A 24,905-nucleotide genomic window follows, 5' to 3' on the forward strand; every position below is an offset into this window, starting at 1 on the left:
CCGCCTTCCCACCCGGATCCACGACAGCACCTCGAAAAGCCAGTACAGAAGGAGATCACGATGTCCAGTAAGCAGTCCATCTTCGGTCGTATCGCCCAGCTCGCCAAGGCCAACATCAACGCCTTGATCGATCAGGCCGAAGACCCCCAGCTCATGCTCGACCAGCTCGTGCGCGACTACACGGAGAACATCGCCGACGCCGAGAGCGCGATCGCCCAGACCATCGGCAACCTCCGCCTGCTCGAAGACGACCACCGCGAAGACGTGGCGGCCGCAGAAGACTGGGGTCGCAAGGCGCTCGCCGCCAGCACCAAGGCCGACGAGTACCGCGCGGCCGGCAACACGGTCGACGCCGACAAGTTCGATGCCCTCGCGAAGGTGGCTCTGACCCGTCAGCTGCAGTCCGAGAACGAGGCGAAGGACGCCGAGCCGTCGATCGCGTCGCAGACCGAGTCGGTCGACAAGCTGAAGTCGGGCCTGGCGTCGATGAAGGAGAAGCTCAACCAGCTGAAGTCCAGGCGCGACAACCTGGTCGCCCGCGCCAAGACCGCCCAGGCGCAGGGCCAGGTTCAGGATGCGCTGAAGAACATCGACGTGCTCGACCCCACGAGCGACCTCGGCCGCTTCGAAGACAAGATCCGCCGTGAAGAAGCTCGTGTGCGTGGCCAGGAGGAGCTCAACGCCTCCAGCCTCGACGCGCAGTTCGAGAGCCTCGACGACATCGGCGAGCTGACCGAGGTCGAGGCGCGACTCGCCGCCCTGAAGTCGGGCTCGAGCCCGGTCAAGTCCGTCACCAGCGGCGACTAGGCGCGGCGCACGGTGTCCGCGACCTTCGTCGTCGTTCCCGAATGGCAGGGCTCCGGATCGAGCCGCGCCATGCGACTGATCGACGGAGCCGAGGCGATCCGCGGCGACCTGCCCTCGACGGCCACGCGTCTGGTCGACGTTCCGGCGGGAGCCGGTGAGTCCCTGGAGACGGGGGTTCACCGGTTCTCGTCGATCAGCCTGATCGCCGAAGCCGCCGCGCTGGCGCTCGGCGAGGTGCCCGACGTGGCCGTCGTGATCGGAGGCGACTGCGGGGTGGAGTTCGCGGCCATCCGGCACGCCGTGCAGCGCTCCACGGGTCCTGTCGCCGTGGTCTGGTTCGACGCCCACGCCGACCTGAACACGCCCGACTCGTCGCCGTCGGGCGCCTTCCACGGCATGGTGCTGCGCACCCTGCTCGGCGGTGGCCCGGCCGAACTCGCGCCTGAACCACTCCTCGATCCGGGCCTCGTGGTGCTCGCGGGCAGCCGCGCGCTCGACGACGCCGAAGCCGACTACGCCGAGGCGGCGGGCATCGCCCTGCTCTCCCCCGACCGCTTCGACACCGCGGAAGCCGTCATCGCCGCTCTGCGCGACACCGGAGCCACCGAGGTGTACCTGCACGTGGATCTCGACGTGCTCGATCCGAGCGAGATCGAGGGCGTCGCCTTTCCGGAACCCTTCGGTGTGACCACCGCCCAGCTCACCACGGCCATCCGCGCCATCCGCGAAGAGTTCACCGTGGTGGGCGCGGGCATCACCGAATTCGCCCCTTCCACGCCCGACGCGGCGGTGGAGGACCTGCCGACCATCCTCCGGATCGTGTCGGCGCTCGTACGATGAACAGCACAGGCCCGCACCCGGACCACGGCAGCTAGGAGGCCACAATGAGCACGGACGTCAAGGAGTACGACCTCATCGTCATCGGTGCCGGAGCGATCGGTGAGAACGTCGCCGACCGGGCCGTGCAGGGCGGGCTCAGCGCCCTGCTGGTCGAAGCCGAACTCGTGGGCGGTGAGTGCTCCTACTGGGCTTGCATGCCGTCGAAGGCGCTGCTGCGTCCGGCCGAGGCGGTGCACTCCGCGCAGCATGTCAACGGTGCGAAGCAGGCGGTGACCGGAGAGATCGACGTCGAGGCCGTTCTGAAACGCCGCGACTCCTTCACCAGCAACTGGGACGATTCGGGCCAGGTCGCGTGGGTGAAGGGTGCCGGCATCGAGCTGCTGCGCGGGCACGCCGTGTTCACCGGCGTGAAAGAGCTCCAGGTCACCACTCCCGACGGAGAGACCGTGCGGCTCCGGGCCCGCCACGCCGTCACGGCCTCCACCGGATCGACCTCCCTGCTCCCCGACATCCCGGGGCTCGCCGACGCCCGGCCATGGACGAGCCGTGAGGCGACCAGCGCGAAGTCGGTGCCCGCCCGTCTGGTGATCATCGGAGGCGGTGTGGTCGCGGCCGAGATGGCCACCGCCTACAGCTCCTTCGGTACCCGGGTGACCATCCTGTCGCGCAGCAAGCTGCTCGCGAAGGAGGAGGACTTCGCGAGCCTCGCGGTCACCGAGTCGCTGCGCGAACTCGGCGTCGACCTGCGGATCGGCGAGTCGGCGACCGAGGTGCACCGCGACGCGGAGGGCATCGTGCACACCACCCTGCGAGACGGCACGGTGCTCGACTCCGAGGAGATCCTGGTGGCCGCCGGCCGGCTTCCACGCACCGGCGACCTGGGGCTCGAGGCCATCGGATTGACACCCCACCAGTGGCTCGAGACCGACGACACCCTGCTCGTGCTGGGCGACGACGGCAAGCCGCTGCCGGGCGAGTGGCTCTACGCCACCGGCGACGTCAATCACCGGGTGCTGCTCACCCACCAGGGCAAATACCAGGCCCGCGCGGCCGGCGACGTCATCGCCGCGCGCGCCACCGGCCAGGCCGTCTCGGATGCCCCGTGGGGCCGCCATGTGGCGACCGCCGACCACCAGTCCGTGCCGCAGGTGACCTTCACGGAGCCGCCCGTCGCATCCGTCGGCCTCACCTCCGTCGCGGCGGAGAAGGCGGGCTACCGCACCAAAGTGGTCGACTACGAGATCGGCTACGTCGCGGGGGCGAGCGTGCACATCGACGGCTACAAGGGTCATGCCCGGATGGTGGTCGACGAGGATCGCAAGGTGGTGCTCGGGGTGACCTTCGTGGGCCCCGACGTGCAGGAGTTGCTCACGTCGGCCACGATGGCGATCGTGGGTGAGATCCCGCTCGACCGGCTCTGGCACGTCGTGCCCGCCTACCCGACCATCAGCGAAGTGTGGCTGCGCCTGCTCGAGACCTACGGGCGGGACGCCAGCGCCTGATGGAGCGGCTCCGTCGCCTCCTCTACGCACCGCCCGTCGCCCGCGCCGGCTACCTCTACGCCACCGCCGTCGGGCTGACGCTCGGTGTGCTCTTCAGCACCGGGCGCATCCGGCGCGTCGAGGGGTTGTTCGTCTGCGCCGGGATGCCGCGCTGGGCGTTCCGGCGCGGCGGAACCTGTGTGGGCGGCGTGTACCTCACCGACACGAACGACGGGCCGGCGGTGCTGCGGCACGAGGCCGTGCACCGGCGGCAGTGGCAGGAGTACGGGATGATGTTCCCGTTGCTCTACTGGCTGGCCGGACAGGATCCGCTGCAGAACCACTTCGAGATCGAAGCGGGGCTGGAAGACGGCAACTACCTGCCACGCAAGCGCTGACCGGTCGCGCCAGGGGTTGTGAAACCGGGTCAGACGGTGGCGAAGTCGTTCGGCACGTCGCCGCCGACCCAGACGCATACCGCGTCGCCGTCGATCTCGGCGTCGCCGGTCGACATCTCGCCCATCCAGGCACGCACGGCGCGGCCCACGGCCTGGCCGGGCGCGCACGCGAGACCGGAACCCATGTCGCCCGATCGCACGTCGCGAGGCAACCAGGTCACCGTCACGCACTCGGGCGTGGCGATCGGATCGATCTCGGCCGCCGACGGCACCTCGACGAAGATCTGGCCCCGGGCCCTCTCGGTGAGCGTCGCGACGATCGCGCGGATCTCGTCGAGATTCGCTTCCGTGCCGGCGAGCAGAACGCGGCCGACGGCACGGGAGACGAGGGTGGCGTCGGAGGCGATCACATACATGGTGAGGCAAGTATAGGCATACCTAACTTAGGATTGCCATACCAATCACCACCCTGTACCAATCACCACTGAGCGGGATGCACCCGGTCCCAGCGCACCCGCCGCTCGAGTTGGCGGCCCAGCGCGAGCAGCGTCGCCTCGCCGCCCGGGCGCCCGATGAGCTGGGCGCCCATCGGCAGCCCCTCGACGGTGCGGTGCACCGGGAGGGTGATCGCGGGTAGGCCCGCCACGTTCACGAACGACGTGAAGGGCGTGTACTGCACCTGCTGGGCGAAGTTGCGATCGCCGTCTTCCTGGTCGTACCAGCCGAGAGGGCGTGGTGTCATCGCGAGCGTCGGCATGAGCACGGCGTCGTAGCCGTCGAACTGCCGGATGATCGACCGCTCGTAGGCCGACAACGTCGCCAGAGCGCGTGCCAGTTCCGACGCCGGGATCGAGCGCCCCTCGTGCACCAGCCACCGCGTGAGCGGCTCGAGCAGGTCCTCTCCCTCGTCGTCGACCGGGATCTGCGACGCGCCCACCTGCCAGATCACCCGGAACGCCTCCGCATACTGCGGCGCCGGCTCGAGCGTGAACTCCTCCATGCCGTGCCCCAGCGCCACCAGTGCGTCGCGGGCGGCGTCGAGCGCATCCCGCGCCTCCGGGGCGAGGGTGATGTCGTAGGCCGTCTCCCACGGCGACCCCGTGGTCACCCCGATCTGGAACCGCCCCTCCCCACGCACGGCCGCCGCGAGGAACTGCCCGCCGTCGCTCGGCGCCCGAAGCGTGTGGTGGTGCAGGATGCGGTCCCCTCGACGCGCGATCATGCCGTCGAGCAGCAGCGCGGCATCCCCCACCGTGCGAGCCAGCGGACCGGCCACGGGAAGCCCGGCCAGCGAATCCTGCCCTGAGCCGGCGGGCACGAGGCCGCGTGAGGGCTTCAGCCCGACGAGACCGCAGGCCGCGGCGGGGATGCGGATCGAACCCCCGCCGTCCGAGCCCGGCGCGAAGGGCAGCATCCCGGCTGCCACCGCCACCGCCGCTCCCCCGCTGGAGCCGCCGGCGCCGCGCGTGAGATCGTAGGGATCCCGCGCGGGCGGCGCCACCAGGTTCTCGGTGTAGCTCGGCAGTCCGAACTCCGGCGTCGCCGTCTTGCCGAGACTGATCGCGCCGGCCTGGTCGAGCAGCAGCGGCAGTTCGTCTGACTCATCCGGCACGAACTCGGCGAACAGCCGCGAGCCGAACGTCGTGCGCACCCCCGCCCGACGCACCAGGTCTTTGTCGGCGTAGGCGAGCCCCCAGAGCGCCGCGGTGCGGGGAACGGATGTCTCCACGTCGGCCGCACGCGCCCGCGCGGCATCCGGGGTCACGGTGTGGAACGCGCCGAGCTCGGGGTTCAGTCGCTCGATCCGCTCGAGATAGTGCTCGACGACCTCGGTGACCCGGAGCTCGCCCTTCTGGAGGAGCCGGTACTGTTCGAGCGCGGTGAGGTCGTGGATCTCGGTCATGAGACGAGACGATACCGGTAACGTCTCCTCGGGGTGCCCGAGCGGGCAGCGTCCGGAGGGAGCAATCGTGGGGTATCTGTATCTGTCCGTGGCGATCGTCGCCGAAGTGATCGCCACCACCTTCCTCAAGGTGGCCTCGGGCGAAGGCTCGAAGTGGTGGGCCTACCTCATCGTCGCGGCCGGCTACCTGCTGGCCTTCACCATGCTGAGTCTCACCCTGGGCGCCGGCGTTCCACTCGGCATCGCCTACGCGGTCTGGGCGGGTGCCGGGGTCGTGCTCGTGGCCGTGGTGAGCTGGCTCGCGTTCGGGGAGCTGCTCACCTGGCAGCAACTCGTCGGGATAGCCCTCGTGGTGGGCGGCGTGCTGCTGCTCGAGCTCGGTGGCAACCACGGAGACGCCGCTGCCGCCGGCAAGGCCTCCTGAGTCAGCAGCATCCGCTCACTTGAGCGACTTCTGCAGCAGCACCGTGCCGAGCCAGTGGCCGAACTTGAACCCCACCCGGCCCAGTCGGCCCACCTCCTTGAATCCGAAGCTCTCGTGCAGCTTGATCGAGGCTTCCGCGCCCTGATCGGCGATGACGGCGAGGATCTCCTTGATGCCGGCCTCCCGAGACCGCTCGATCAGTTCGCCGAGCAGCACGCGCCCGAGGCCCTTGCCGGTGGCCGCCGGCCCGAGGTAGATCGAGTTCTCGACGGTGCGGCGGTAGGCCGCCTTCTGCTTCCAGGCCGACACGTAGGCGAATCCGAGCAGGGTTCCGCTCGGCGACAGGGCGACCAGGAAGGGATACTTCTGCTTCTGCGTCCAGGCGAACTTGTGGCGCCACTCCTTGAGGGTCATCGCGTCTTCGTCGAAGGTCACCACCGTGTTGGCCACGTAGTGGTTGTAGATCTCGCGGATGTAGGGCAGATCGGTCTCGGTCGCGTCGCGGATGGTGTATTCGAACGGCACCTCCAGCGGAGGGTGCTCCGCCGGCACCGGGCGCAACTCCCGGGGCAGTTTGCGGCGCGGCTGATACTCCTCTTCCAACATGACTTCAGCCTACCGATCGGCGGGTCACGACACGGTCCAGTCGACCGGCGCCGCGCCCTGGGCGACGAACAGGTCGTTGGCCCGGCTGAACGGCTTCGATCCGAAGAAGCCGCGGCTCGCCGACAGCGGGCTCGGATGCGCCGAGGTGATCGACGGCACCCGACCCAGCATCGGCACGAGCCCCGCGGCATCCCGGCCCCACAGGATGGCGACGAGGGGGGCGTCCCGCTCCACCAGCACCCGGATGGCGTGCTCGGTCACCTGTTCCCAGCCCTTTCCGCGATGCGACGCCGGCGTGCCTGGGCGTACCGTGAGCAGGCGGTTCAGCAGCATCACGCCGTGCGCGCCCCACGATGAGAGGTCGCCGTGCTCCGCGGGCGGGATGCCGAGGTCGTCGTTCAGCTCGCGGTAGATGTTCGAGAGGCTCCGCGGCAACGGTCGCACGTGACGCTCCACGGCGAAGGAGAGGCCGATCGGATGTCCCGGTGTCGGATACGGATCCTGCCCCACGATCAGCACCCGCACATCCTGGAGCGGCGCTCCGAAGGCCCGGAGCACGTTCTGCCCCGCCGGCAGGTAGCCGCGCCCGGCGGCGGTCTCGGCCCGCAGGAAGTCGCCGAGCTGCGCGATGGTGCCGGCCACCGGCTCGAGGGCCGTCGCCCAGCCGTGATCGATCAGGCCGTTCGCGGCCAGTTCGGGAAGCGAGAGAGCAGCCATCCTCAGCTCGCGTCGGCGCCTGCCGTCGACACGCGCACGCTGCCCGAGTCGGGGGTGACCTTCCACACGCTGCCCCGCCCGGCGACCCGGAGCGGGCCGTCGCCCACGATCAGTGCCGTGTGCTCGTCGATCGCGACGCCACCGTCGACGACGCCGGCCTCCACCGCGGCGATCAGTCGCGAGACCGAGCCCCACTGCGCCGCGTGCACGTCGACGGCGAGGTCGATCAGACCGATCCCCTGCTCGACGGTGAGCTGCTCGAGGTCTTCAGAGGCGTCTTCGGTGCCGATCTCGACCGCGTCGATCTTCCAGCCGCCCACGATCGCGTGTTCGGCGGCGATGGCCGCGCCGGCCGAGAAACCGAGATACGGCACCCCGGATGCGACCTGTCGCCGGATCTCACCGAACGACGGTTCCAGGGACTGCCGGTAGGCGGGAGTCAGGCCACCCCAGACGACGATGCCGTCGGCATCCGCGAACACGGACGGCTCGATCGGGCGCCCCTCCGCCGAGATGACCGGGACGGGCACGATCTTGGCGAGTTGCTCGTAGGCGGTCACGATCTCCGCGTATTTCTGCGGTCCGTCGCCGTCGCGAACGAGCACGAGCACCAGGCGGGCGCCATCGAGCTTGCCGGCCGTCTCGGCGTGTGCGGTGACCTCGTCGAAGAACGGCCGGTAGACGGCTCCCTCGTCGACCAGCGGCCACCCGCCGCCGACCAGGTGGATGCTCACGCTTCGGTCGGCAGGTCGTCGCTCACCGGCGGATGCGCCGACCACGGGAACACGATCCAGCGATCGGTGACCTTCCAGTGGAAGTCGGGCGCGATGACCGAGCGCGGCTTGAGGAAGAGGGTGGCCGACTTCACCGTGATGTCGACCTTCTCGAGCAGCTCCACGACGAGTGCGAGCGTGCGGCCGGAGTCGGCGACGTCGTCGACCAGCAGCACGTTCTTGCCGATCAACGGTTCGTTGTCGAGGAGCGGGGGAAGGATGATGGGCTCGGGCAGCGTCTCCTCGATGTCGGAGTAGAACTCCACGTTGAGACTGCCGCAGCTCTTGACGCCCAGCGCGTATGCGAGGGCGCCGCCCGGGATGAGGCCGCCGCGCGCGATCGCGATCACGAAGTCGGGCTCGAACCCCGACTCCACGATGTCACGGGCGAGTGCCCGGGAGGCGTCGCCGAACTCGAGCCAGCCGAGTACCTCCCGCTCCGGCGCCACCGGCGCGTCTTCCACAGTGTCTACGTCGTTCGCGCCGGAATTCATGCAGGCAACGCTACCGGATGCGCGGCCGTCGCAACTGTCCCCTGCGCGGCGAAGGCCTCGTGGGGCAATGCTCCCTGCGCATGACCATTCCGTTGCGGTGTGTGCCCATGCGCCTTGGAGCCTCGGAAGCCTGCTGCTCCTCGGGCGTGTTCATGCGCGGCCCGGATGCCGATGTGGTGAACGTGTCCCGTGCGCTGATCTGGGTGGCCCGCCACCCGCCGCCCGCCGCGGTCTACCCATCGGCAAGCGCGGGTGGGGTACGGCCCGGATGCCGGTGTGGCGAACGTGCCCCGCAGGCAGAATTGCGCGGCCGCCCGCCCGCTCGCACGTGGGGTGGGCGCTTGCGACGCCCCGAGGTCTACCCATCGGCGGGGTGGGTGGGGGTGTGGTGGTGTGTTGGCGTCCGTGGGGGCTGCGCCAGTTGAGGTGGCGGGGCTTGTCGGGGTGGGGTTGGACGGTCCAGCGGGACTCGTGTTTCAGGTGGTGGTGGCGGGGGCAGGTGCACCGCCCGACCCCGAGGTCTACCCGTCGGCGGGGGCGCCTGGTGGTGCGGTGGTGTGTTGGCGTCCGTGGGGGCTGCGCCAGTTGAGGTGGCGGGGCCTGTCGGGGTCGGATTCGACGGTCCAGCGGGTGTTGTGTTTGAGGTGGTGGTGCCGGGAGCAGAGGTAGGTGAGGTTCTCGGGGGTGGTGGTGCCGCCGTGGGCCCAGTCCATGGTGTGGTCGAGTTCGCATCGGTTGGCGCGTCGGCTGCAGCCGGGGAATCGGCAGGTCTGGTCGATGGCGGCGAGCACGAGGCGGAGTTCGGGTGCGGCGCTGTACCGTTCCCGCTCGGTGGTCTCGCGGTCGTCGGTGCCGCCGGTGGGGCCGGTGCCGCTGGTGGGGTGGTGGGCGCGGGTGGGGTGGTGGTCGGCGACCGGACGGCCGCGGTGTCGGGTGACCATGGTCGGTTCCCGAGTTGTCGGGTGGGTGAGGACCCGGAGGAAGGTGGGTGCCGTCGCCGCGATCTGACGGGCGGTGTCGGGGTCGATGGGCCCGTACCCGTGGAGGTCGCCGGGCTGGTCGGTGGTTCCGGCGATGGTGGTGGCGGGCACGGTGACGAGCACGTTCGCGGTGATCGATGCGGGCCGGGCGGGGTTGTCGGGGGTGAGGATCAGGCGGGTGAGGGCGTCGGCGCGGCGCTGCAGATGGGTGCGGGGATCCGTATCGGAGCGTTCACTCCTCGCGATTTTGTCGAGGAGGTCATCGACAGCGACCGCGTCGACCGCGGGCAGGTGATGGGTGAGGGTCGCCATCCCGTCACACTCCGGCGACAACCACACGCTCCGTTCCTCCCGGGCCTGCCGGTGACGGACCGTGATCGAGTCCGGGTGGGCGGTCTCCCGCAGACGACGCGCCCGCTCCGCGAACCGGTGCGCCGGCAGCACCGCCGCCTCCGCAAGCAACCGTGCCTCGAACCCGGGTCGCGCCTGGGCGGGCAGGGTGGCGGCGTGAGCGATCAGGTGCCGGGCATGCAACCCGGACACCCTGCCCTCGGACAGCGCAGCCAGGGTGGCGGGGTAGTCGTGGACGAGTTGTTCGGCGTCGTTGATCATCCGCGCCACGGTCCGCTCGGACCGCAGCGTGGCGGTCGCGATCTCCACCGCGACCAGCCGCCGTTCGCCCTCCCGCGCCTCCGACAACCCGCGCCCGGTCGGGGAGGCAAGCGCGGCCCGCTCGTCCGCGATCCGCCCCACCGCGGCCAGACACCGGGCCCGGCGCGCATCCAACCCGGCGGTGGCGAGGTCGATGTCGTGGAGTTCATCGATCTCCGCATCCAGGCGCGCGTCGAGTTCCTCGATGCGGGTCACAACCAAACTCTTCATGAGGTTTATTCAAACACCAGCCACCGACATTGAACCCGCCGAGCCGGACCGGCTGCCGCGCGCTCCGCGCTTGCCGAAAAGGAACCATGGCTAGGTCGAACAGACGGTCACCGGAATCCAGACCAACCGCATCCGTCACGATCTCAGAAAACCCGGGCAGTACCCCTCGTCGGCAAGCGCCCAGCGCCCGGCAGCAACAGCAACTCACCGCCGCCACACCCAGTTCCGCATGCCGCTCCCCCGATGCCGCCCCCAGCCGCTAGCATCCGTTCATGACTTCGTCGTCGACCGGGCTGCCCGGATTCCGCACCGGGGCAATCGGGGTCACCGCCTCGCTCATCGGTTTCCTCTTTCTCGTCGAGATCACGAGCGGAATCATCCAGGGCTACTACGTTCCCCTGATTCCCGACCTCGTGCAGCATCTCGGCATCCACGACGCCGACTTCAACTGGTTCGAGGCCGCACAGTTGCTGCTCTCCGCCATCGTGGTGCCCGTGCTCGCCAAGCTCGGCGACATGGTGGGCCACAAGCGGATGCTTCTCATCTCGACGGTGCTCACCGCGGCGGCGAGCTGGTGGCTGGTGGCCGCCGGCGACTTCACGAGCTTCCTCATCGCCTGGGCACTGCAGGGCTTCTACGTGGTGTGGCTGCCGCTCGAGGTGGCGTTGATCTTCGACCGCGGCCGTCGCACCGGGCGGGCCGCCTCCCAGACCCGCCGCGCAGCGGGACTGCTCGTGGTGGCGCTCGAGGCGGGAGCGATCATCGGCGCGCTCTCCAGCGGCATCCTGTTCGACGTGTTCGGCAAGAACGTGCCGCTCACGATGGCGGTGCCCGCTGTGGCGGTGACCCTGGTCTTCTTCGCCATCCTGTTCGGGGTGCCCGAATCGTCGCCGGTGCCGGGACGGAAGCTCGACGTGGTGGGCTTCACCATCCTCACGCTCGGCCTCCTGCTCATCACGAGCGGCCTGACCTTCCTGCGCATCAACGGACCGGAGACCTGGTGGGTCTGGCTGCTCGTGGTCATCGGCGCGCTGGTGTTCGTACCGTTCGGGTTCTACGAGCTGCGGCAGCCCGACCCGGCGATCGACCTCCGCGTGCTGCGGCAGCCGAGCATGTGGCCCGTGCAGGTGACCGCAGCACTCATCGGCATCAGCCTGCTCGGCGCGCAGGCCCCGCTGAGCACCTTCGCGGGCACCGACCCGGTCAACGGCTACGGTCTGGGCCTCGGGTCATCGAGCCGCAGCATTCTGATCGGCGTCTACCTGCTGTCGATGATCGTCGGCGCCCTGCTCTTCCCGCTGTTCTCACGCCGGTCGAGTCCTCGGGTCGCGCTCATCGGCGCGACCTTCCTCGTGGCGCTCGGCTACGCCCTGTTCCTGCCCTTCCACGCCGAGACCTGGCAGGTGTTCGTCAACATGTTCATCGCGGGCATCGGATCGGGCGCCCTCGTCGGTGCACTCCCCGCCGCGGCCGCCGCCGCCGCTCCTCGGGGCCAGACCGGTATCGCCGCCGGTCTCACGAACACCACCAAGACCATCGGCGGCTCCTTCGCCTCGGCCGTCTTCGGCGTGGTTCTGTTCCAGGGCGCATCGGCGGCCGTCACGGCGACCGCATCCAGTCTCTCCGGCTACATGACGGTGTGGGCGATCTGCGCCGGCGGCGCGCTGGTGGCCGGCGTGCTGCTGTTCTTCGTGCCGAAGCTCGCCTTCGCCGACGCGACGGTGCCGGTCGAACCGGCACCCGCGCCGCTGCCTACTCCGCCGCTCTGACCTTCAGCGCGCCACGCGCCACCTTGTAGGCCGCCGACTGGGCCACCGGCTTGATCACCACCAGGTCGAGGCTCACGTGCGGCGGCAGCTCGAGGGTCGACACGATGGTGCGCGCCACGTCCTCGGCCGAGAGCGGATCGGGCACGTTGTCGTAGACCTTGTCGGCCCGCGCCTGGTCGCCCTTGAAGCGGTTGAGCGAGAACTCCTCGGTCTTCACCATGCCCGGCGCGATCTCCAGCACCCGGATGGGCTCGCCGCTCAGTTCGAGCCGCAAGACGTCGACCATCGCGTGCACCGCGAACTTCGACGCGTTGTATCCGCCACCGCCCTCGTAGGCGATGTGGCCGGCGATCGACGACACGGTCATGATGTCGGCCGATCCACCCGGCTCGACGGATGCGCGCAGGAGCGGCAGCAAGGCGGCGGTCACGCGTTGCACCGCCAGCACGTTCACGTCGAACATGGCCTGCCAGTCGTCGGGATCGGCGGATTCGACGGAGTCGAGCCCCACCGCACCGCCCGCATTGTTGACCAGGGTGCTGACACCACCCGTGGCGGCCAGGTGGTCGCGCAGGGCGTCGACGTCGGCCTGCTTCGTGAGGTCGGCCACATAGACCTCGGCGCCGGTCTCCGACGCGAGCCGCTCCAGGCGCTCGACCCGGCGCGCCACGCCGACGACCTCCCAACCGTGTTCGCGCAGCAGCCGCACGGTCGCTGCCCCGATCCCCGAACTCGCTCCTGTCACCACTGCACGCTTCATCCGCATCCTCTCGCCGCCCGGGCTCGCCCGGTGCCGTTCGTCTCTTCAAAGGTAGTGTGGAACGATGTCCCGCCCGGCCACTCCCGCGGTCGCCCGACCCGCAGCGGGCACCCGGGTGCCGATGTGGGACAACGCGCGTTTCATCGCGATCACGCTCGTCGTGGTCGGCCACGCCATCCTGAAGCTGATCGCCGAATCCGACACCGCCTACGGGGTCTACCTCTTCGTCTACGCCTTCCACGTGCCGGTCTTCGTGGCCGTGGCCGGCTATTTCGCCAAGGCGAACCCACCCGGCGTCAAGCAGCTGAAACGCATCGTCACCGACCTGGTGCTGCCCTACTTCATCTTCGAGGCGATCTGGTCGGCCATCCACAGCATCCGGACCGGCTGGCTGTCGGTCGACTTCGTGAGCCCGTCGTGGACCCTGTGGTTCCTCCTCGCGCTGATCGTCTGGCGGGTGACACTCCCCTACCTGGCGCTGCTGCGCTTCCCGTTCCTCATCTCGGTGGCCGTGTCGGTGGCCTGCGGCTACCTGCCCGGCGTGGGCGGCGACTTCGCCCTCAACCGCACGCTCGCTCTGCTGCCGTTCTTCGTGCTCGGCTGGAAACTGCGCCAGCTTCCCTTCACGGCGATCTGGCTGCGCGCCTCCACCCGCGTGGTGTGGGTCGTGCGGGCCGGGGCGATCGCGATCTTCGGTGTGCTCGCCCTCGTCATCGCCCTCGACGTGCCGCTCTGGCGCGACCTGAAGGTGCGGCGCGTGTTGCTCTACGAACAGGCGTATCCCGAGTTCGGCTACGACCAGTGGTGGGCCGGGGCGCTCCGGCTGGCGGCGATCGCGCTCGCCGTGGTGCTGATCGTCGCGTTCCTCACCCTCGTGCCGCGGCGCACCACCTGGTTCTCGCCGCTCGGCCGGGCCACGATGTACGTCTACCTGCTGCACACCTTCGTGCTCTACCCGATTCGGGAGTCCGGCCTGCTCGACGGCCCGCAGTCCGACCTGCTGCTGGTGGCGATGATCCTGCTCAGCGTCCTCATCGCCATCGTGCTCTCGCAGCCGATCGTGCGCCGGATCTTCCGGCCGTTGGTCGAACCCCGGGCACGCTGGCTGTTCGCCGAACGTTGAGTTACGCCGCATGTCGGGGCGATTGACCCCGCATCGCGGCGTATCTAGGCTTCCAGCAGCAACCCACCGACTTTGAGGATGAACCCATGAGCGACAACGCTGCGAACTGGAAGTTCGAGACCAAGCAGATCCACACCGGCGCCCAGCCCGACCCGGTGACCAACGCCCGCGCGACGCCGATCTACCAGACCACGTCGTATGTGTTCAACAACTCGCAGCACGCGCAGAACCTGTTCGCGCTGGCCGAGTTCGGCAACATCTACACGCGCATCCAGAACCCCACGCAGAACGTGGTCGAAGAGCGCGTCGCGGCACTCGAAGGCGGAACAGCAGCGCTGCTGGTCGCCTCCGGCCAGGCCGCGGAGACCTTCGCCGTGCTGAACATCGCGCAGGCCGGCGACCACATCGTGTCGTCGTCGTCGATCTACGGCGGCACCTACAACCTGTTCAAGTACACCCTGGCGAAGCTCGGAATCGAGACCACCTTCGTGGAGAACCAGGACGACGCCGACGAGTGGCGCCGCGCGGTCCGCCCCAACACGAAGCTGTTCTTCGGCGAGACCATCGGCAACCCGAAGATCAACATCCTCGACATCCAGCTCGTGGCAGACGTCGCGCACGAGAACGGCGTGCCGCTGATCGTCGACAACACCATCGCGACGCCCTACCTCATCCGCCCCTTCGAGCACGGCGCCGACATCGTGGTGCACTCGGCGACGAAGTTCCTCGGCGGCCACGGCACCGTCATCGGCGGCATCATCGTCGACGGCGGAAAGTTCGAGTGGTCGAAGAACGTCGAGAAGTTCCCCGGCCTCACCGAGCCCGACCCCTCGTACCACGGCGCGAGCTACACCGGCGTGCTGGGCGACGGCATCGCCTACATCATCAAGGCGCGCGTGCAGCTGCTGCGCGACCTGGGCTCGTCGATCGCGCCGGCCAGCGCCTGGCAGCTCATCCAGGGCATCGAGACGCTCTCGCTGCGTGTCGAGCGCCACGTGCAGAACGCCCAGGAGATCGCCGAGTGGCTGGATGCCCACGACGACATCGCCACGGTCTACTACGCGGGGCTCCCGTCGAGCCCCTGGTACGCGGCCGCCAACAAATACGCCCCCAAGGGCGTCGGCGCCGTGCTCTCGTTCGAGCTGAAGGGCGGTGTGGATGCGGGCCGCACCTTCGTCGACAGCCTCAGCCTGTTCAGTCACCTGGCCAACATCGGCGACGTGCGCTCGCTCGTCATCCACCCGGCGTCGACCACGCACTCGCAGCTCACCCCCGAGCAGCAGCTGACCGCGGGCGTGACGCCCGGCCTGGTGCGCCTCTCCGTGGGCCTGGAGAACATCGACGACCTCAAGGCCGACCTCGAGGCCGGCCTCGCGGCGGCCCGTGAGACGGTGCGGGCGAACGCGCTCTAGCTGAACACCGAATCGCCAAAACACGCCGCTACGAAGAGTCTGGTAGCGGCGTGTTTTGGCGTCTCGGCGACCAAACACTGGGGAAACGAGATCGAAAGCCGCGGGCCGCGCTGAGACGACCCAGGGTGACGGCGAGGCCGCGTCAGCGACCTCACCGGAACATGTCGCCTCGCGCCGCAGAAGCGGCGGCGCGAGCAAAGAGCGACGCGCGACCGCAGGCCGCGCCTCGCGGGAAGCGGCGAGGCAGCACCCAGCGGCCTTCGTAACAATTCACGGCTGCGTGGTTCGGCAGGCCAGAATCGTAGAGACATGGACTGGCAGACGAACGAAGACACCGTACCCAGTGGGTTCATCACCGAAGCGCAGATTCGGTCGGTGCTGGGCAAACCGCCCGCATCGGGGGCCTGGCGGGAGGGCGACCCCGTGGGGCGCCGTCGGTTCGCGAACATCGGGGACTTCGCGTTCGAGAACGGCGGCTCGGTGCCGCACACCCACATCGCCTACGAGACGTACGGCACACTCTCGCCGGCGCGGGACAACGCGATCCTGGTGCTGCACGCGCTCACGGGCGACAGCAACCTGAACCACCCGGCCGAGCCCGGTCATCCGACCGACGGCTGGTGGCCCGGTCTCGTGGGCCCCGGCCTGCCGATCGACACCGACCGCTGGTTCGTGGTGGCCCCCAACATGCTGGGCAGCTGCCAAGGAAGCACGGGCCCCTCCTCGATGGCGCCCGACGGCGCCGAATGGGCGGCCCGCTTCCCTTACACCACCATCTCCGACCAAGTGCGGGCCCAGCACGGCCTCGCTGACGCGCTCGGCATCGACCGCTGGTTCGCCGTGGTCGGCGGCTCGATGGGCGGGATGCAGGTGCTCGAGTGGGGCGCCCGCTATCCCGACGAGGTGGCCCGGATGGCCGTGATCGCGGCGCCCGCCACCAGTTCGGCCGACCAGATCGCGTTGAACTCGGTGCAGATCCAGGCGATCCGCGCCGATCCGCTCTTCCACGGCGGCGACTACTATGACGCGCCCGACGGCGAGGGCCCACATCAGGGCCTCGCTCTGGCCCGCCGGATGGCGCTGCTCAACTACCGCAGCCCGTCGGAGCTCAACGACCGCTTCCAGCGAAGCTGGCAGAGCGGCATCAGCCCGCTCGGCGGTGGTGGCCGCTTCGCGGTGGAGTCGTATCTCGACTTCCACGGCAACAAGTTCACCCGCCGTTTCGACGCGAACAGCTACATCACCCTGGTCGAGGCGATGAACTCGCACGACATCGGGCGAGGACGCGCGGGCGTCATCCCGGCGCTCGAATCGATCACGGCTCAGACGCTCGTGATCGGCATCGACAGCGACCGGCTGTTCCCGGTGCCCGACCAGGAGCTGATCGCGCGGCATCTGCCGAACAACATCGACGGAGACGTTCCCGTGGTGATCGAGTCGAACTTCGGCCACGACGGATTCCTGATCGAATTCGACGCCGTGGGCCGAGAGATCTCGCGCCTGCTGACGCTCTGATCCGGCCTGATCCGGTCGTACGAAAAATGAGGCCGGGGAACCGCCTTGCCAACGGTTCCCCGGCCAATTCCCCCCAAGATCTGTTTTCGAGGCTACTGACACCTGTTGATATCCACGCTCCCCAGTTCAGGGGGTACGGCGCCGCTGTATCATGCAGACTGTGTTGCTGCACCGTCGATGGAGTCCTGACCTCGCTGGTCTGCAGGAGGCCTGATGCCGAGAACGGATCGTGAACGCCGAAAGCTCCTCACGCGTTCGACGCGCAATCTGGGAATGATGTTCACCGGCGCCGCGGTGCTGACCGTCGCCGTGCCGAACCTCGGTCAGCTGGCGGGATTCGCGCCGAGTCTCACCCTCATGGTGCTGACCGGCGCCGGGTTCTACCTCGTCGGAGAATCCCGCTCGCTGCTCTGGACCGCGGTCACCTATCTGCTGGCGCTCGCGGCGCTCGCCGCCTTCCTCCTGCCCGGCACACCCGCCGTCGACGCCCTCACCGCGAGCGGCATCACCTTCTTCGCGGCAACCGCCGTCCCCTCCCTCATCGCCACGCTCGCCACCTCGCCCCGCCTGCACCTCCTGGTGCTGGCCGGCTACGTTCCGGTGCTCGCACTCACGACGCTCGCCACTTGGCCCTCCGGCCGCGCGGCGGTCGTCATCCTCGCCCTCGCGGTCGGCTGGATCGCGCTCTTCGTGGCCGCCGCCTGGATCTCGGCGAGCCTCCGCCGTGCCTTCGACGGCATGGCGAGACTCGGCCGGGCGCACGCCGTCGAGCGGCAGGCCAGCGAGTTGGAGGCACAGCGCCGCCAGGGTGCGCGGTTGCTGCACGACACCGTGCTCGCCACGCTCACACTGCTCGCCCACTCCGGCATCGGTGTGAATCCGGATGCGCTGCGCAACCAGGCGGGCGAGGATGCGCGCCTGCTCCGCCAGCTGCGGCTCGGTGGCACACCGATGCCGCGCTCCTCGGGCGGTTACACCCTCGAACCCGTGGAGACCGGTGATCTCGGCCACACGCTGGAGTCGGTGAAGCAGCGCTTCGGCCGCATGGGTCTCCAGGTCGCCTGGCACGGCGCCGGCCAGATCCTCCTCCCGAGCCACGTGCTCGACGCCTTTCTGCTCTCGCTCTCCGAATGCCTGGAGAACGTGCGGAGGCACGCCGAGGTCGGCTCGGCCGACGTCACCATCACCCAAGACGATGTGACCGTGCGCGCCATGGTCACCGACTCCGGCGTCGGCTTCGACCTCGAGGCCGTGGACGTCGGGCGGTTGGGGCTCGCCGAATCGGTGATCGCGCGCATCCGCGACGTCGGCGGCAAGGTGCGCCTGTTCTCCGCGCCGGGGTCGGGCACCACCGTGGTGCTGGAGGTGCCGAAGTGAGCGGCGCGGGTCGCAGTCGCGCCCGCACGCCCGATGGCGGCGTGCTCACCCAACTGGTGCGCGCCCGCCGCATCGGGCCGCGTGCCGTCGACGCGGTGCGCCAGGACATCGAGCGCGACTCACGCCTCGGCCTCGGCTATCTCGGCATCGGCGCGGTCATCGTCGGCGTCATGCTGCTCATCCGTGGGCTGGTGTCGTTCGCCTGGACCTGGACGGCGAACGACTGGCGCCTGCTCACCGTGGTGGCCTGGCTGATCGTCATCGGCGCCTTCGCGGTGGCCGTGCTGATGGCCCGGCGCAGCCGCGGCGTTCTCGCGCCCTGGGCGTTCCGCTCCCTGCTCGCCGTCGACGCCGTGGCGCTGGGGCTCGACTACACCGCTCTGCTGCTCGCCGACGACCCGGCGAACTACGTCACCATCGGCATCGGCGTGGGCGCCACCCTGCTGGCCTGCGTCACCTTCCGACCCCTCGGGTCGATCCTCACCTCGACAATCGCCCTGACCGCGATCTCGCTGGCCTTCCTGGCGTGGCAATCGGTCACCGATCCGGAGAACGCCGCTTTCGGCTTCGCCCAGCTGGTGCTCACCGTCATGCCCGCGTTCGCCGGCATCGTCATCGTGCGCTCGTTCGGGCAACTGGTGCAACGCGAGCTCGACCGCACGGTGATCGAGAGCACGATCGACGCTCCGCGCTTCGGCCTGGGCCTGCTCGCATCGTCTGAACTCGCCCGTCTCGACCTCGCCGCCGAGGAACTGCTGCAAGATGTGGCGACCGGCCGCGTCGACCTGCCGCTCGACCGCGACCTCGCCTCGACGGCCTCCTCCCTCGCCACCGACCTGCGGCGCACCCTGGTCGCGGGCCGGCGCGAGACCTGGCTGCACCACGCGATCACCGAGTCGGAGTACCTCGCCCCGGCCGTGACGCTGAGCGACCCGGGCGGCCTCGCCGGCTACCTCGAACCCGTGCAGCGCGACGGCTTGCTCTCGGCGATCTGGCTGATCGTCGACGAATCCGGCCGGTCGAATCCCACCATCGACCTCTCGGTCGACGACCAGGGTGTTCCGAGCAGATCGACGGCTGACGATAGGATGGGGCTCCCGATAGTCATGTCGGTCGGCGGAATACCCCGACGCCGCATCGACCCGGCTGTCTGGTCGGCTCTTTCCCGTGTCGGTCAGTACTCTGTGGATGCCCGTGCCGGTCGCCTGCGGGTCAGTGTCGACGCACACGTTGTCGTTCCGGATGCCTCACGGTGATCCGGACGAAAGGAGAACAGGTGACGATCACCCGCGAACCGATCCGTCTGGCCATCGTCGACGACCACCGCATGCTGCTCGGTGCGTTGACCGAATGGATCCGTGGAGCCGCCGACGACATCAGCATGGTCGCGGCGGTGACGACCTGGCCCGATCTGCTGACGCATCCGGAGTTCCCGGTCGACGTGGTGCTGCTCGACCTCGACTTGAAGGACAACCTGCCGGTGTCGGTGAAGCTGCGCGCGCTGAAGTCGGCCGGGGTGAAGACGGTGCTGATGAGCACCTACTCCGAACCCGTGGTGGTGCGCGAGGCGATCGCCGCCGGGGCCCTCGGCTACCTCGTGAAGAGCGAGGAGGCCGACATGATCGTCGAAGCCATCCGAGCGGCATCCTCGGGCGACAGCTTCATCTCCACCGAGCTCGACCTGGCCCTCGCGGCCGATGATCTCGAGTCGTCGCCGCGTCTCTCGGCGCAGGAGCGCCGTGTGATGGCCCTCTACGGCGGCGGCGAGCCGGTGAAGCAGGTGGCGAAGGCCCTCGACATCTCCGAGGAGACGGCGAAGTCGTATCTCAAGCGCATCCGCGAGAAGTACCGGCTGGTGGGCATCGACGTGGGCACGAAGGTGGCTCTGCGCAAGCGCGCCATCCAAGACGGCCTGCTCCCCCGCGACGAATACCTCGGCAATCAGACCGCCGACACCTTCGAAGACGACGTGCTGCCCAGCTGACCCTATGAGTCGCGCCGTTCCAGAGCAGCTTCCAACCGCTCCACCTTGCCGGTGAGCTCTCCGGTGTGACCGGGGCGGATGTCGGCCTTCAGCACGAGGGAGACGCGCGGGCCGAACGCCTGCACCGCCTCGGTGGCGCGCTTGACGACGTCGAAGACCTCGTCCCACTCTCCCTCGATCGTGGTGAACATCGAGTCGGTGGAGTTCGGCAGACCGGATGCGCGCACCACGGCGACCGCGGCGGCGACCGCGTCGTGCACGCTAGCGCCCGGCGACGGTCCCCCGGAAGGTGCTACGGAAAAGGCCACCAGCATCTTCGACCACCTCTCTCGATGTCTTCCTACTCTGCCACAGCATCATCACGGCGAGCACGAGCAGGCAGACGGTCAGGAGGTTGCGCAGGGTGAGCACGGTGAGCATGAGCGGATCGAGTCCGAGCACCTCGTCATAGGCGATCGGGTAGATGATCTGAGTGAGCCCCGCCATCACGAAGGCGGTGATCGCGGGCACGAAGAAGCGCCGACCCTGGGTCACGATGCCGAGGATGATCGGCGCCGAGAGCCACACCATGAACTGCGGCGACCCCACCTTGTTGAACACGATCAGGGCGGTCACGAGCGCGAGCGCGAGCGGCGGCAGCACCACGGTCGACGCGGCGCCGGACCGCACCACGAAGAAGGCCAGCACGAGGATGGCGGCGACCGCCACCACCAGCAGCGGCGTCATCAGCTTGGCGGCGAGAGCGCTGCCCGGGCCGGTGACCTGGAAGGTGAGGATCTCGTGGTCGTAGTACACCCGGGAGTGGTCGCCGGCGAAGGCGAGCCACATCCACAGGCTCGAGGCCGGCGACTCCACCTGCATACCGCGGCCGGTCTGCTCGCTCACGAAGCTGAAGGCGTTCATCCCTGCACCGAAGGCCAGGGCCCCCGCGGCGACGCCGACCAGGGTGATCACGGCGCCCACGGCCACCCGGAGACGACGGCGCATCGCGATGATACCCGCGGCGATCAGAGCGGCGGGCCACACCTTCACCCAGGTGGCGAGACCGAGCAGCACCCCGGCGACAGCGGGCCGGTTGCGGATGACGAGGAGCCCCGCGATCACGAGATCGACCGTGAAGATGTCGATCCGCCCCACCGAGACCGGGCCGAGCAGCAGGAGGAAGGCCAGCCACCACCAGGCGGCGGTGAGGCGCAGCTCGCCGTCAGCGGTTCCCGGCCGGGAGCGGGTGATCAGGAACGCGAAGATCGCCGCGTTCGCGATGGTGACCATGATCATCCAGCCGATGCCGTACAGGCCCGGGCCGAGCACCATCGAGGCCAGCATCGGCAGGAATGCGAGGATCGGGTACACCCACGGGCCGTCGATGCCGAGACGGAACCCGTCGAGCGACTGCTGCACCCAGGGCAGGTACACGTTCGTGACGTCGCCGAAGGGCAGATTCGGGTGGGTGAGGCCCACATACCCGAGCCACAGATGAGTGGCGAGGAATGCGGCCCAGAGGACGACAGGCCTGGCCGCGAGTCGTCGTACGCGTATCAGCACGCGTCGATCCTATTCTGCGCAGTCTGAAAGGACGGTGACGAATGATTCAGGTGCCGTTCCGCCCGCTCTCAGCCGCCGAACACCTTCGCTTGGTTGACTGTGATGTCCGATCCGAACCGGAAGTCCCCCGTGAACAGCACAGCCAAGTACGCGCTCGCCCTCGTGGCGGGAGTCGCCGCCGTCGGCGTCGTGGCGGTCGTCGCGCTGCCCATCGTGAGCCGCGGCGTCACCCTCGACCCGGGCGCTTCCCTGCAACAGGTGGTGCCCACCGTGTTCGACTCGCCCGAGCAGGGCGACGACGGTGACGGCGAATCGCAGACCTGGCACCTGGACTCCGCCTCCACCGTGGGCTACCGCATCTCGTCGGGCGACGAGGTGGTGAGCGGCCAGACCTCCGAACTCTCCGGCGTCATCATGATGAGCGGCGACCGATTGACCGACGCCGAGTTCATGGTCGATCTCTCGACCCTCGACAGCGACCACGGCCGACTGGATGCGCTGCTGCAGACCCTGATCCTGGCCGGCGGCGGGTCGACGGCCTCGTTCGTGCTCACGAAGCCCGTCGACCTCGGCGAGGCGATCGATGCGGCCTCCGACGTGGAACCCGCTCCCCGCACCGTCTCGATCGTCGGCGCACTCACGGTGCGCGGCATCACGAACCCGGTGGAGGCCGAGGTGTCACTCTCCTTCGACGGCGACTCCGGCGTCATGACGGGGAGCATCCCGGTCGATCTCGCCTCCTACGGCATCGACGTGCCCGATCTCGGAGTGCTCGATCTCGACGACACGGCCTACATCGACGTCGACCTCGTCGCGTCTCCCGCGGGCTGAGAAGCCCGTCAGTCGCGGGTGCCGCTGGCGAGCCGCGCAATGACGCGGGGTACAGCGTGCGCGATGTCGAGGGCCGCGATCGGACCTTTGTCGGAGGCCCGTTCGGCCGCCCAGGCGTGCACATAGGCGCCGGTGGCGGCGAGGGCGACGAGTCGTTCGGCGATGCCGGCGTCGTCGAGCTCCGCCAGCGCGGACGCGTTGGTGGCCACGATCGCGCCCACGATGCCGCCCAAGACGTCGCCCGAACCGGCCGTGGCCGCCCAGCTCGACGGCGCCTCGACGCGCACGGCGACGCGCCCCCGGCCGTTGCGCGCCGGCGCACACACGTGGGTCAGGCGCCCCTTCAGCAGAACGACGTGGCCCGTGGCGTCGGCTGCGACGGCGGCCCAGTGCTCCGGATGCCCCGCGACGGCCGACCGATCGACCTCCGTCCCGTACGCCTTCAGCAGCGTCACCAGCTCGCCGGCGTGCGGCGTGAGCACGGCCGGGGCGCTGATGCGGTCGCTGAGGTCGAGCGCCCCCGCGTCGACCACGAGAGGCGCACCGTCATCGAGGGCGTGGTCGAGCAGCTGGGCGGCGGCGGCACTGCGGGTCGACGCATCCATGCCCGATCCGAGGAGCCAGGCCTGCACGCGCCCCGCCATCGTCACCACTTCGGGCCGGGCCTGCAGCACGAGCCGGCTCGGCCGGCCAGGACCGAGGTAGCGCACCATGCCGAGGCCGGTGCGGACGGCGGCCTCGGCCCCGAGCACGGCGGCTCCCGGGAACTCGGCCGAACCGGTGACCATCCCGAGCACCCCCCGGGAGTACTTGTCGTCGGCCGCGCCGGGCACCACGACGCACCGTGCCGCGTCGAGTTCGGTCCAATCGCGCCACGGGGATCCGGTGGTGGTGTCGCTGGTGTCGTGCGCATCCGTCGTCATGCTGTCCACGATAGGACGCCGCGGCGTCGCCGCACGGGGCGATAATCGAAGAGTCGGCGACGGTCTGCCGAACTCCCTCCGTGAAAGGTCGTCCGTGCCCGCCTCTGCGCTCTTCGCCCCCCTCGACATCCGCTCGGTCACCGTTCGCAATCGCATCTGGGTGGCGCCGATGTGCCAGTACTCCGCCGAGGATCGCGACGGCGTGCCGACGGACTGGCACCTCGTGCACCTCGGCTCGTTCGCCACGGGCGGCGCGGGGCTGGTGTTCACGGAGGCGACCGCGGTGAGTCCGGAGGGCCGGATCGCTCCGCAGGATCTCGGACTCTGGAACGACACGCAGCGCGACGCCTTCGTGCGCATCACCGCGTTCATCCGCTCGCAGGGTGCGGTTCCGGGCATCCAGCTCGCCCACGCCGGGCGGAAGGCGTCGACGTTCCGGCCGTGGGAGAGCCGACGCGGTACCGTTCCGGCGACGGAGGGCGGGTGGCCTACCGTCGGGCCGTCGGCTCTCGCGTTCGGCGACTACGCCACGCCCCGGGCGCTGACGGTCGAGGAGATCCACGAGCTGGTCGCGGCGTTCGCGGCAGCCGCGCGCCGGGCCGTCGACGCCGGATTCGCGGTGCTCGAACTGCACGCGGCGCACGGCTACCTCCTGCACCAGTTCCTCTCGCCACTGTCGAACGTGCGCACCGACGAGTACGGCGGGTCGCTCCAGAACCGGGCGCGCTTCCTGCTCGAGACGGTGCGCGCGGTGCGGTCGGAGATCGGCGAAGACCTCCCGCTCTTCGTGCGGTTCTCGGCGACCGACTGGACCGAGGGCGGCTGGAACGAGGAGCAGACCGCCGTCGTGGCCGGATGGGCACGGGATGCGGGAGCCGACGTCTTCGACGTGTCGAGCGGCGGAAACGTGGCCGGTGCGCGCATCCCGCTGGGCCCGCTCTACCAGGTGCCCTTCGCCTCGGAGGTGAAGTCGCGGGCCGGCGTGCGCGTGTCGGCCGTGGGGCTGATCACGACACCCGAGGAGGCCGACGACGTCATCGCGAGCGGCCGGGCCGACGCGGTCATGATGGCGCGCGAACTCCTGCGCGACCCGCACTTCCCCCTGCGGGCCGCGCACGCGCTCGGCGTCGACATCGACTACTGGCCCCCGCAGTACCTCCGCGCCCGTTGGCAGTAGGTTTCGCCCATTCCCGCGACCGGCCGGCCGAAGGCCGGTCGGTCGCTCGTTGCCGGCGCCGCCGCTTCTGCGGCGCCGGGCGACATGTTCGCGTGCGGTCGGAGGGCCCGGCCTGCGGTCGAGCCCTCCGGCCGCGCGCTCACCCTGGGTCGTCGAGCGCGGCCCGCGGCCTGCGATCTCGTTT

General features: G+C 69.5%; 25 protein-coding genes. 14 read left to right on the top strand and 11 right to left on the bottom strand.

The genetic code is table 11. The features are described 5' to 3' along the window. The first annotated feature begins 60 nt into the window (after nt 1–60). The 4 genes from BLW00_RS10525 to BLW00_RS10540 are packed head-to-tail and all read left to right on the top strand — an operon-like array spanning nt 61 to nt 3,526. Complete coding sequence (locus tag BLW00_RS10525) at nt 61–807, top strand: PspA/IM30 family protein (RefSeq protein WP_092553487.1); 747 nt, start codon at nt 61–63, stop codon at nt 805–807. A 12-nt stretch (nt 808–819) separates the two neighbouring features. Beyond that, nucleotides 820–1,647: an arginase family protein gene (locus tag BLW00_RS10530; RefSeq protein WP_245741516.1), complete on the top strand. Its 828-nt coding sequence runs from the start codon at nt 820–822 to the stop codon at nt 1,645–1,647. Between the two features lie 44 nt (nt 1,648–1,691). Further along, on the top strand, nt 1,692–3,149 hold the full coding sequence (locus BLW00_RS10535; RefSeq protein ID WP_092553490.1) for a dihydrolipoyl dehydrogenase family protein: 1,458 nt from the start codon (nt 1,692–1,694) through the stop codon (nt 3,147–3,149). Then, nucleotides 3,149–3,526 (top strand): Fe-S oxidoreductase, encoded by a 378-nt coding sequence (locus BLW00_RS10540; RefSeq protein WP_092553493.1) that lies wholly within the window; start codon nt 3,149–3,151, stop codon nt 3,524–3,526. Before BLW00_RS10535 ends, BLW00_RS10540 begins: the two co-directional genes overlap by 1 nt. Nucleotides 3,527–3,555: 29 nt before the next feature. Here the strand turns inward: BLW00_RS10540 and BLW00_RS10545 are convergent, their stop codons facing one another. Continuing rightward, the gene (locus BLW00_RS10545; RefSeq protein WP_092553496.1) at nt 3,556–3,942 is read right to left on the bottom strand and encodes an SIP domain-containing protein; all 387 of its coding nucleotides are present in this window, start codon (nt 3,940–3,942) and stop codon (nt 3,556–3,558) included. A gap of 62 nt (nt 3,943–4,004) precedes the next feature. After that, on the bottom strand, nt 4,005–5,429 hold the full coding sequence (locus tag BLW00_RS10550; protein ID WP_092553499.1) for an amidase: 1,425 nt from the start codon (nt 5,427–5,429) through the stop codon (nt 4,005–4,007). On the opposite strand from BLW00_RS10550, the gene BLW00_RS10555 reads away from it, so the two are divergent. Further along, the gene (locus BLW00_RS10555) at nt 5,428–5,853 is read left to right on the top strand and encodes a DMT family transporter (protein WP_322788337.1); all 426 of its coding nucleotides are present in this window, start codon (nt 5,428–5,430) and stop codon (nt 5,851–5,853) included. The two genes, BLW00_RS10550 and BLW00_RS10555, sit on opposite strands and share 2 nt — an antisense overlap. Nucleotides 5,854–5,868: 15 nt before the next feature. Here BLW00_RS10555 and BLW00_RS10560 read toward each other — a convergent pair whose 3' ends face one another. The 5 genes from BLW00_RS10560 to BLW00_RS10580 form a co-directional block, all read right to left on the bottom strand. After that, complete coding sequence (locus BLW00_RS10560) at nt 5,869–6,459, bottom strand: GNAT family N-acetyltransferase (RefSeq protein ID WP_092553502.1); 591 nt, start codon at nt 6,457–6,459, stop codon at nt 5,869–5,871. Between the two features lie 24 nt (nt 6,460–6,483). Beyond that, a complete protein-coding gene (locus BLW00_RS10565) occupies nt 6,484–7,176 on the bottom strand; it encodes a uracil-DNA glycosylase (RefSeq protein ID WP_092553505.1) in 693 nt (230 codons plus the stop codon). Nucleotides 7,177–7,178: 2 nt separating this feature from the next. Beyond that, the gene (locus tag BLW00_RS10570) at nt 7,179–7,910 is read right to left on the bottom strand and encodes a Type 1 glutamine amidotransferase-like domain-containing protein (protein WP_092553508.1); all 732 of its coding nucleotides are present in this window, start codon (nt 7,908–7,910) and stop codon (nt 7,179–7,181) included. Beyond that, nucleotides 7,907–8,443: a phosphoribosyltransferase gene (locus BLW00_RS10575; protein WP_092553511.1), complete on the bottom strand. Its 537-nt coding sequence runs from the start codon at nt 8,441–8,443 to the stop codon at nt 7,907–7,909. The genes BLW00_RS10570 and BLW00_RS10575 overlap by 4 nt, the downstream gene beginning before the upstream one ends. Nucleotides 8,444–8,964: 521 nt before the next feature. Further along, entirely contained in the window at nt 8,965–10,305 is a 1,341-nt protein-coding gene (locus tag BLW00_RS10580) for an HNH endonuclease signature motif containing protein (RefSeq protein ID WP_092553514.1), read from the bottom strand. A gap of 272 nt (nt 10,306–10,577) precedes the next feature. On the opposite strand from BLW00_RS10580, the gene BLW00_RS10585 reads away from it, so the two are divergent. Beyond that, nucleotides 10,578–12,074: an MFS transporter gene (locus BLW00_RS10585; RefSeq protein ID WP_092553517.1), complete on the top strand. Its 1,497-nt coding sequence runs from the start codon at nt 10,578–10,580 to the stop codon at nt 12,072–12,074. Here BLW00_RS10585 and BLW00_RS10590 read toward each other — a convergent pair. Beyond that, nucleotides 12,058–12,834 carry an SDR family oxidoreductase gene (locus tag BLW00_RS10590; RefSeq protein ID WP_217634349.1) on the bottom strand — a complete coding sequence of 259 codons (777 nt, stop codon included), beginning with the start codon at nt 12,832–12,834 and terminating at the stop codon, nt 12,058–12,060. The two genes, BLW00_RS10585 and BLW00_RS10590, sit on opposite strands and share 17 nt — an antisense overlap. A 64-nt stretch (nt 12,835–12,898) precedes the next feature. On the opposite strand from BLW00_RS10590, the gene BLW00_RS10595 reads away from it, so the two are divergent. The 6 genes from BLW00_RS10595 (at nt 12,899) to BLW00_RS10620 (ending at nt 20,245) form a co-directional block, all read left to right on the top strand. Beyond that, nucleotides 12,899–13,957: an acyltransferase family protein gene (locus tag BLW00_RS10595; RefSeq protein ID WP_092553524.1), complete on the top strand. Its 1,059-nt coding sequence runs from the start codon at nt 12,899–12,901 to the stop codon at nt 13,955–13,957. An 86-nt stretch (nt 13,958–14,043) separates the two neighbouring features. Continuing rightward, entirely contained in the window at nt 14,044–15,369 is a 1,326-nt protein-coding gene (locus tag BLW00_RS10600) for a bifunctional o-acetylhomoserine/o-acetylserine sulfhydrylase (RefSeq protein WP_092553527.1), read from the top strand. Between the two features lie 309 nt (nt 15,370–15,678). Continuing rightward, complete coding sequence (gene metX / locus BLW00_RS10605; RefSeq protein ID WP_092553530.1) at nt 15,679–16,884, top strand: homoserine O-acetyltransferase MetX; 1,206 nt, start codon at nt 15,679–15,681, stop codon at nt 16,882–16,884. Between the two features lie 213 nt (nt 16,885–17,097). Further along, a complete protein-coding gene (locus BLW00_RS10610; protein ID WP_092553533.1) occupies nt 17,098–18,261 on the top strand; it encodes a sensor histidine kinase in 1,164 nt (387 codons plus the stop codon). Beyond that, nucleotides 18,258–19,517, top strand: a complete 1,260-nt coding sequence (locus tag BLW00_RS10615; RefSeq protein WP_092553536.1) for a hypothetical protein — start codon at nt 18,258–18,260, stop codon at nt 19,515–19,517. The genes BLW00_RS10610 and BLW00_RS10615 overlap by 4 nt, the downstream gene beginning before the upstream one ends. 20 nt (nt 19,518–19,537) lie before the next feature. Further along, nucleotides 19,538–20,245 carry a response regulator gene (locus BLW00_RS10620; RefSeq protein WP_092554665.1) on the top strand — a complete coding sequence of 236 codons (708 nt, stop codon included), beginning with the start codon at nt 19,538–19,540 and terminating at the stop codon, nt 20,243–20,245. A gap of 2 nt (nt 20,246–20,247) precedes the next feature. Here the strand turns inward: BLW00_RS10620 and BLW00_RS10625 are convergent, their stop codons facing one another. Both BLW00_RS10625 and BLW00_RS10630 read right to left on the bottom strand, forming a co-directional pair. Next, on the bottom strand, nt 20,248–20,559 hold the full coding sequence (locus BLW00_RS10625) for a thiamine-binding protein (protein WP_092553539.1): 312 nt from the start codon (nt 20,557–20,559) through the stop codon (nt 20,248–20,250). Further along, entirely contained in the window at nt 20,507–21,790 is a 1,284-nt protein-coding gene (locus BLW00_RS10630) for a glycosyltransferase family 87 protein (RefSeq protein ID WP_139256678.1), read from the bottom strand. The genes BLW00_RS10625 and BLW00_RS10630 overlap by 53 nt, the downstream gene beginning before the upstream one ends. Nucleotides 21,791–21,919: 129 nt before the next feature. Here BLW00_RS10630 and BLW00_RS10635 point away from each other — a divergent pair, with 129 nt between their 5' ends. Further along, nucleotides 21,920–22,621 carry a YceI family protein gene (locus BLW00_RS10635; protein WP_139256679.1) on the top strand — a complete coding sequence of 234 codons (702 nt, stop codon included), beginning with the start codon at nt 21,920–21,922 and terminating at the stop codon, nt 22,619–22,621. Nucleotides 22,622–22,629: 8 nt separating this feature from the next. Here BLW00_RS10635 and BLW00_RS10640 read toward each other — a convergent pair whose 3' ends face one another. Beyond that, entirely contained in the window at nt 22,630–23,544 is a 915-nt protein-coding gene (locus BLW00_RS10640; RefSeq protein WP_092553548.1) for an ADP-dependent NAD(P)H-hydrate dehydratase, read from the bottom strand. A 94-nt stretch (nt 23,545–23,638) separates the two neighbouring features. On the opposite strand from BLW00_RS10640, the gene BLW00_RS10645 reads away from it, so the two are divergent. After that, entirely contained in the window at nt 23,639–24,721 is a 1,083-nt protein-coding gene (locus BLW00_RS10645; RefSeq protein ID WP_245741517.1) for an NADH:flavin oxidoreductase/NADH oxidase, read from the top strand. Nucleotides 24,722–24,905: the final 184 nt, after the last annotated feature.

It is taken from the genome of Herbiconiux ginsengi (assembly GCF_900107435.1).
In the GTDB taxonomy this organism is placed as follows: domain Bacteria; phylum Actinomycetota; class Actinomycetes; order Actinomycetales; family Microbacteriaceae; genus Herbiconiux; species Herbiconiux ginsengi.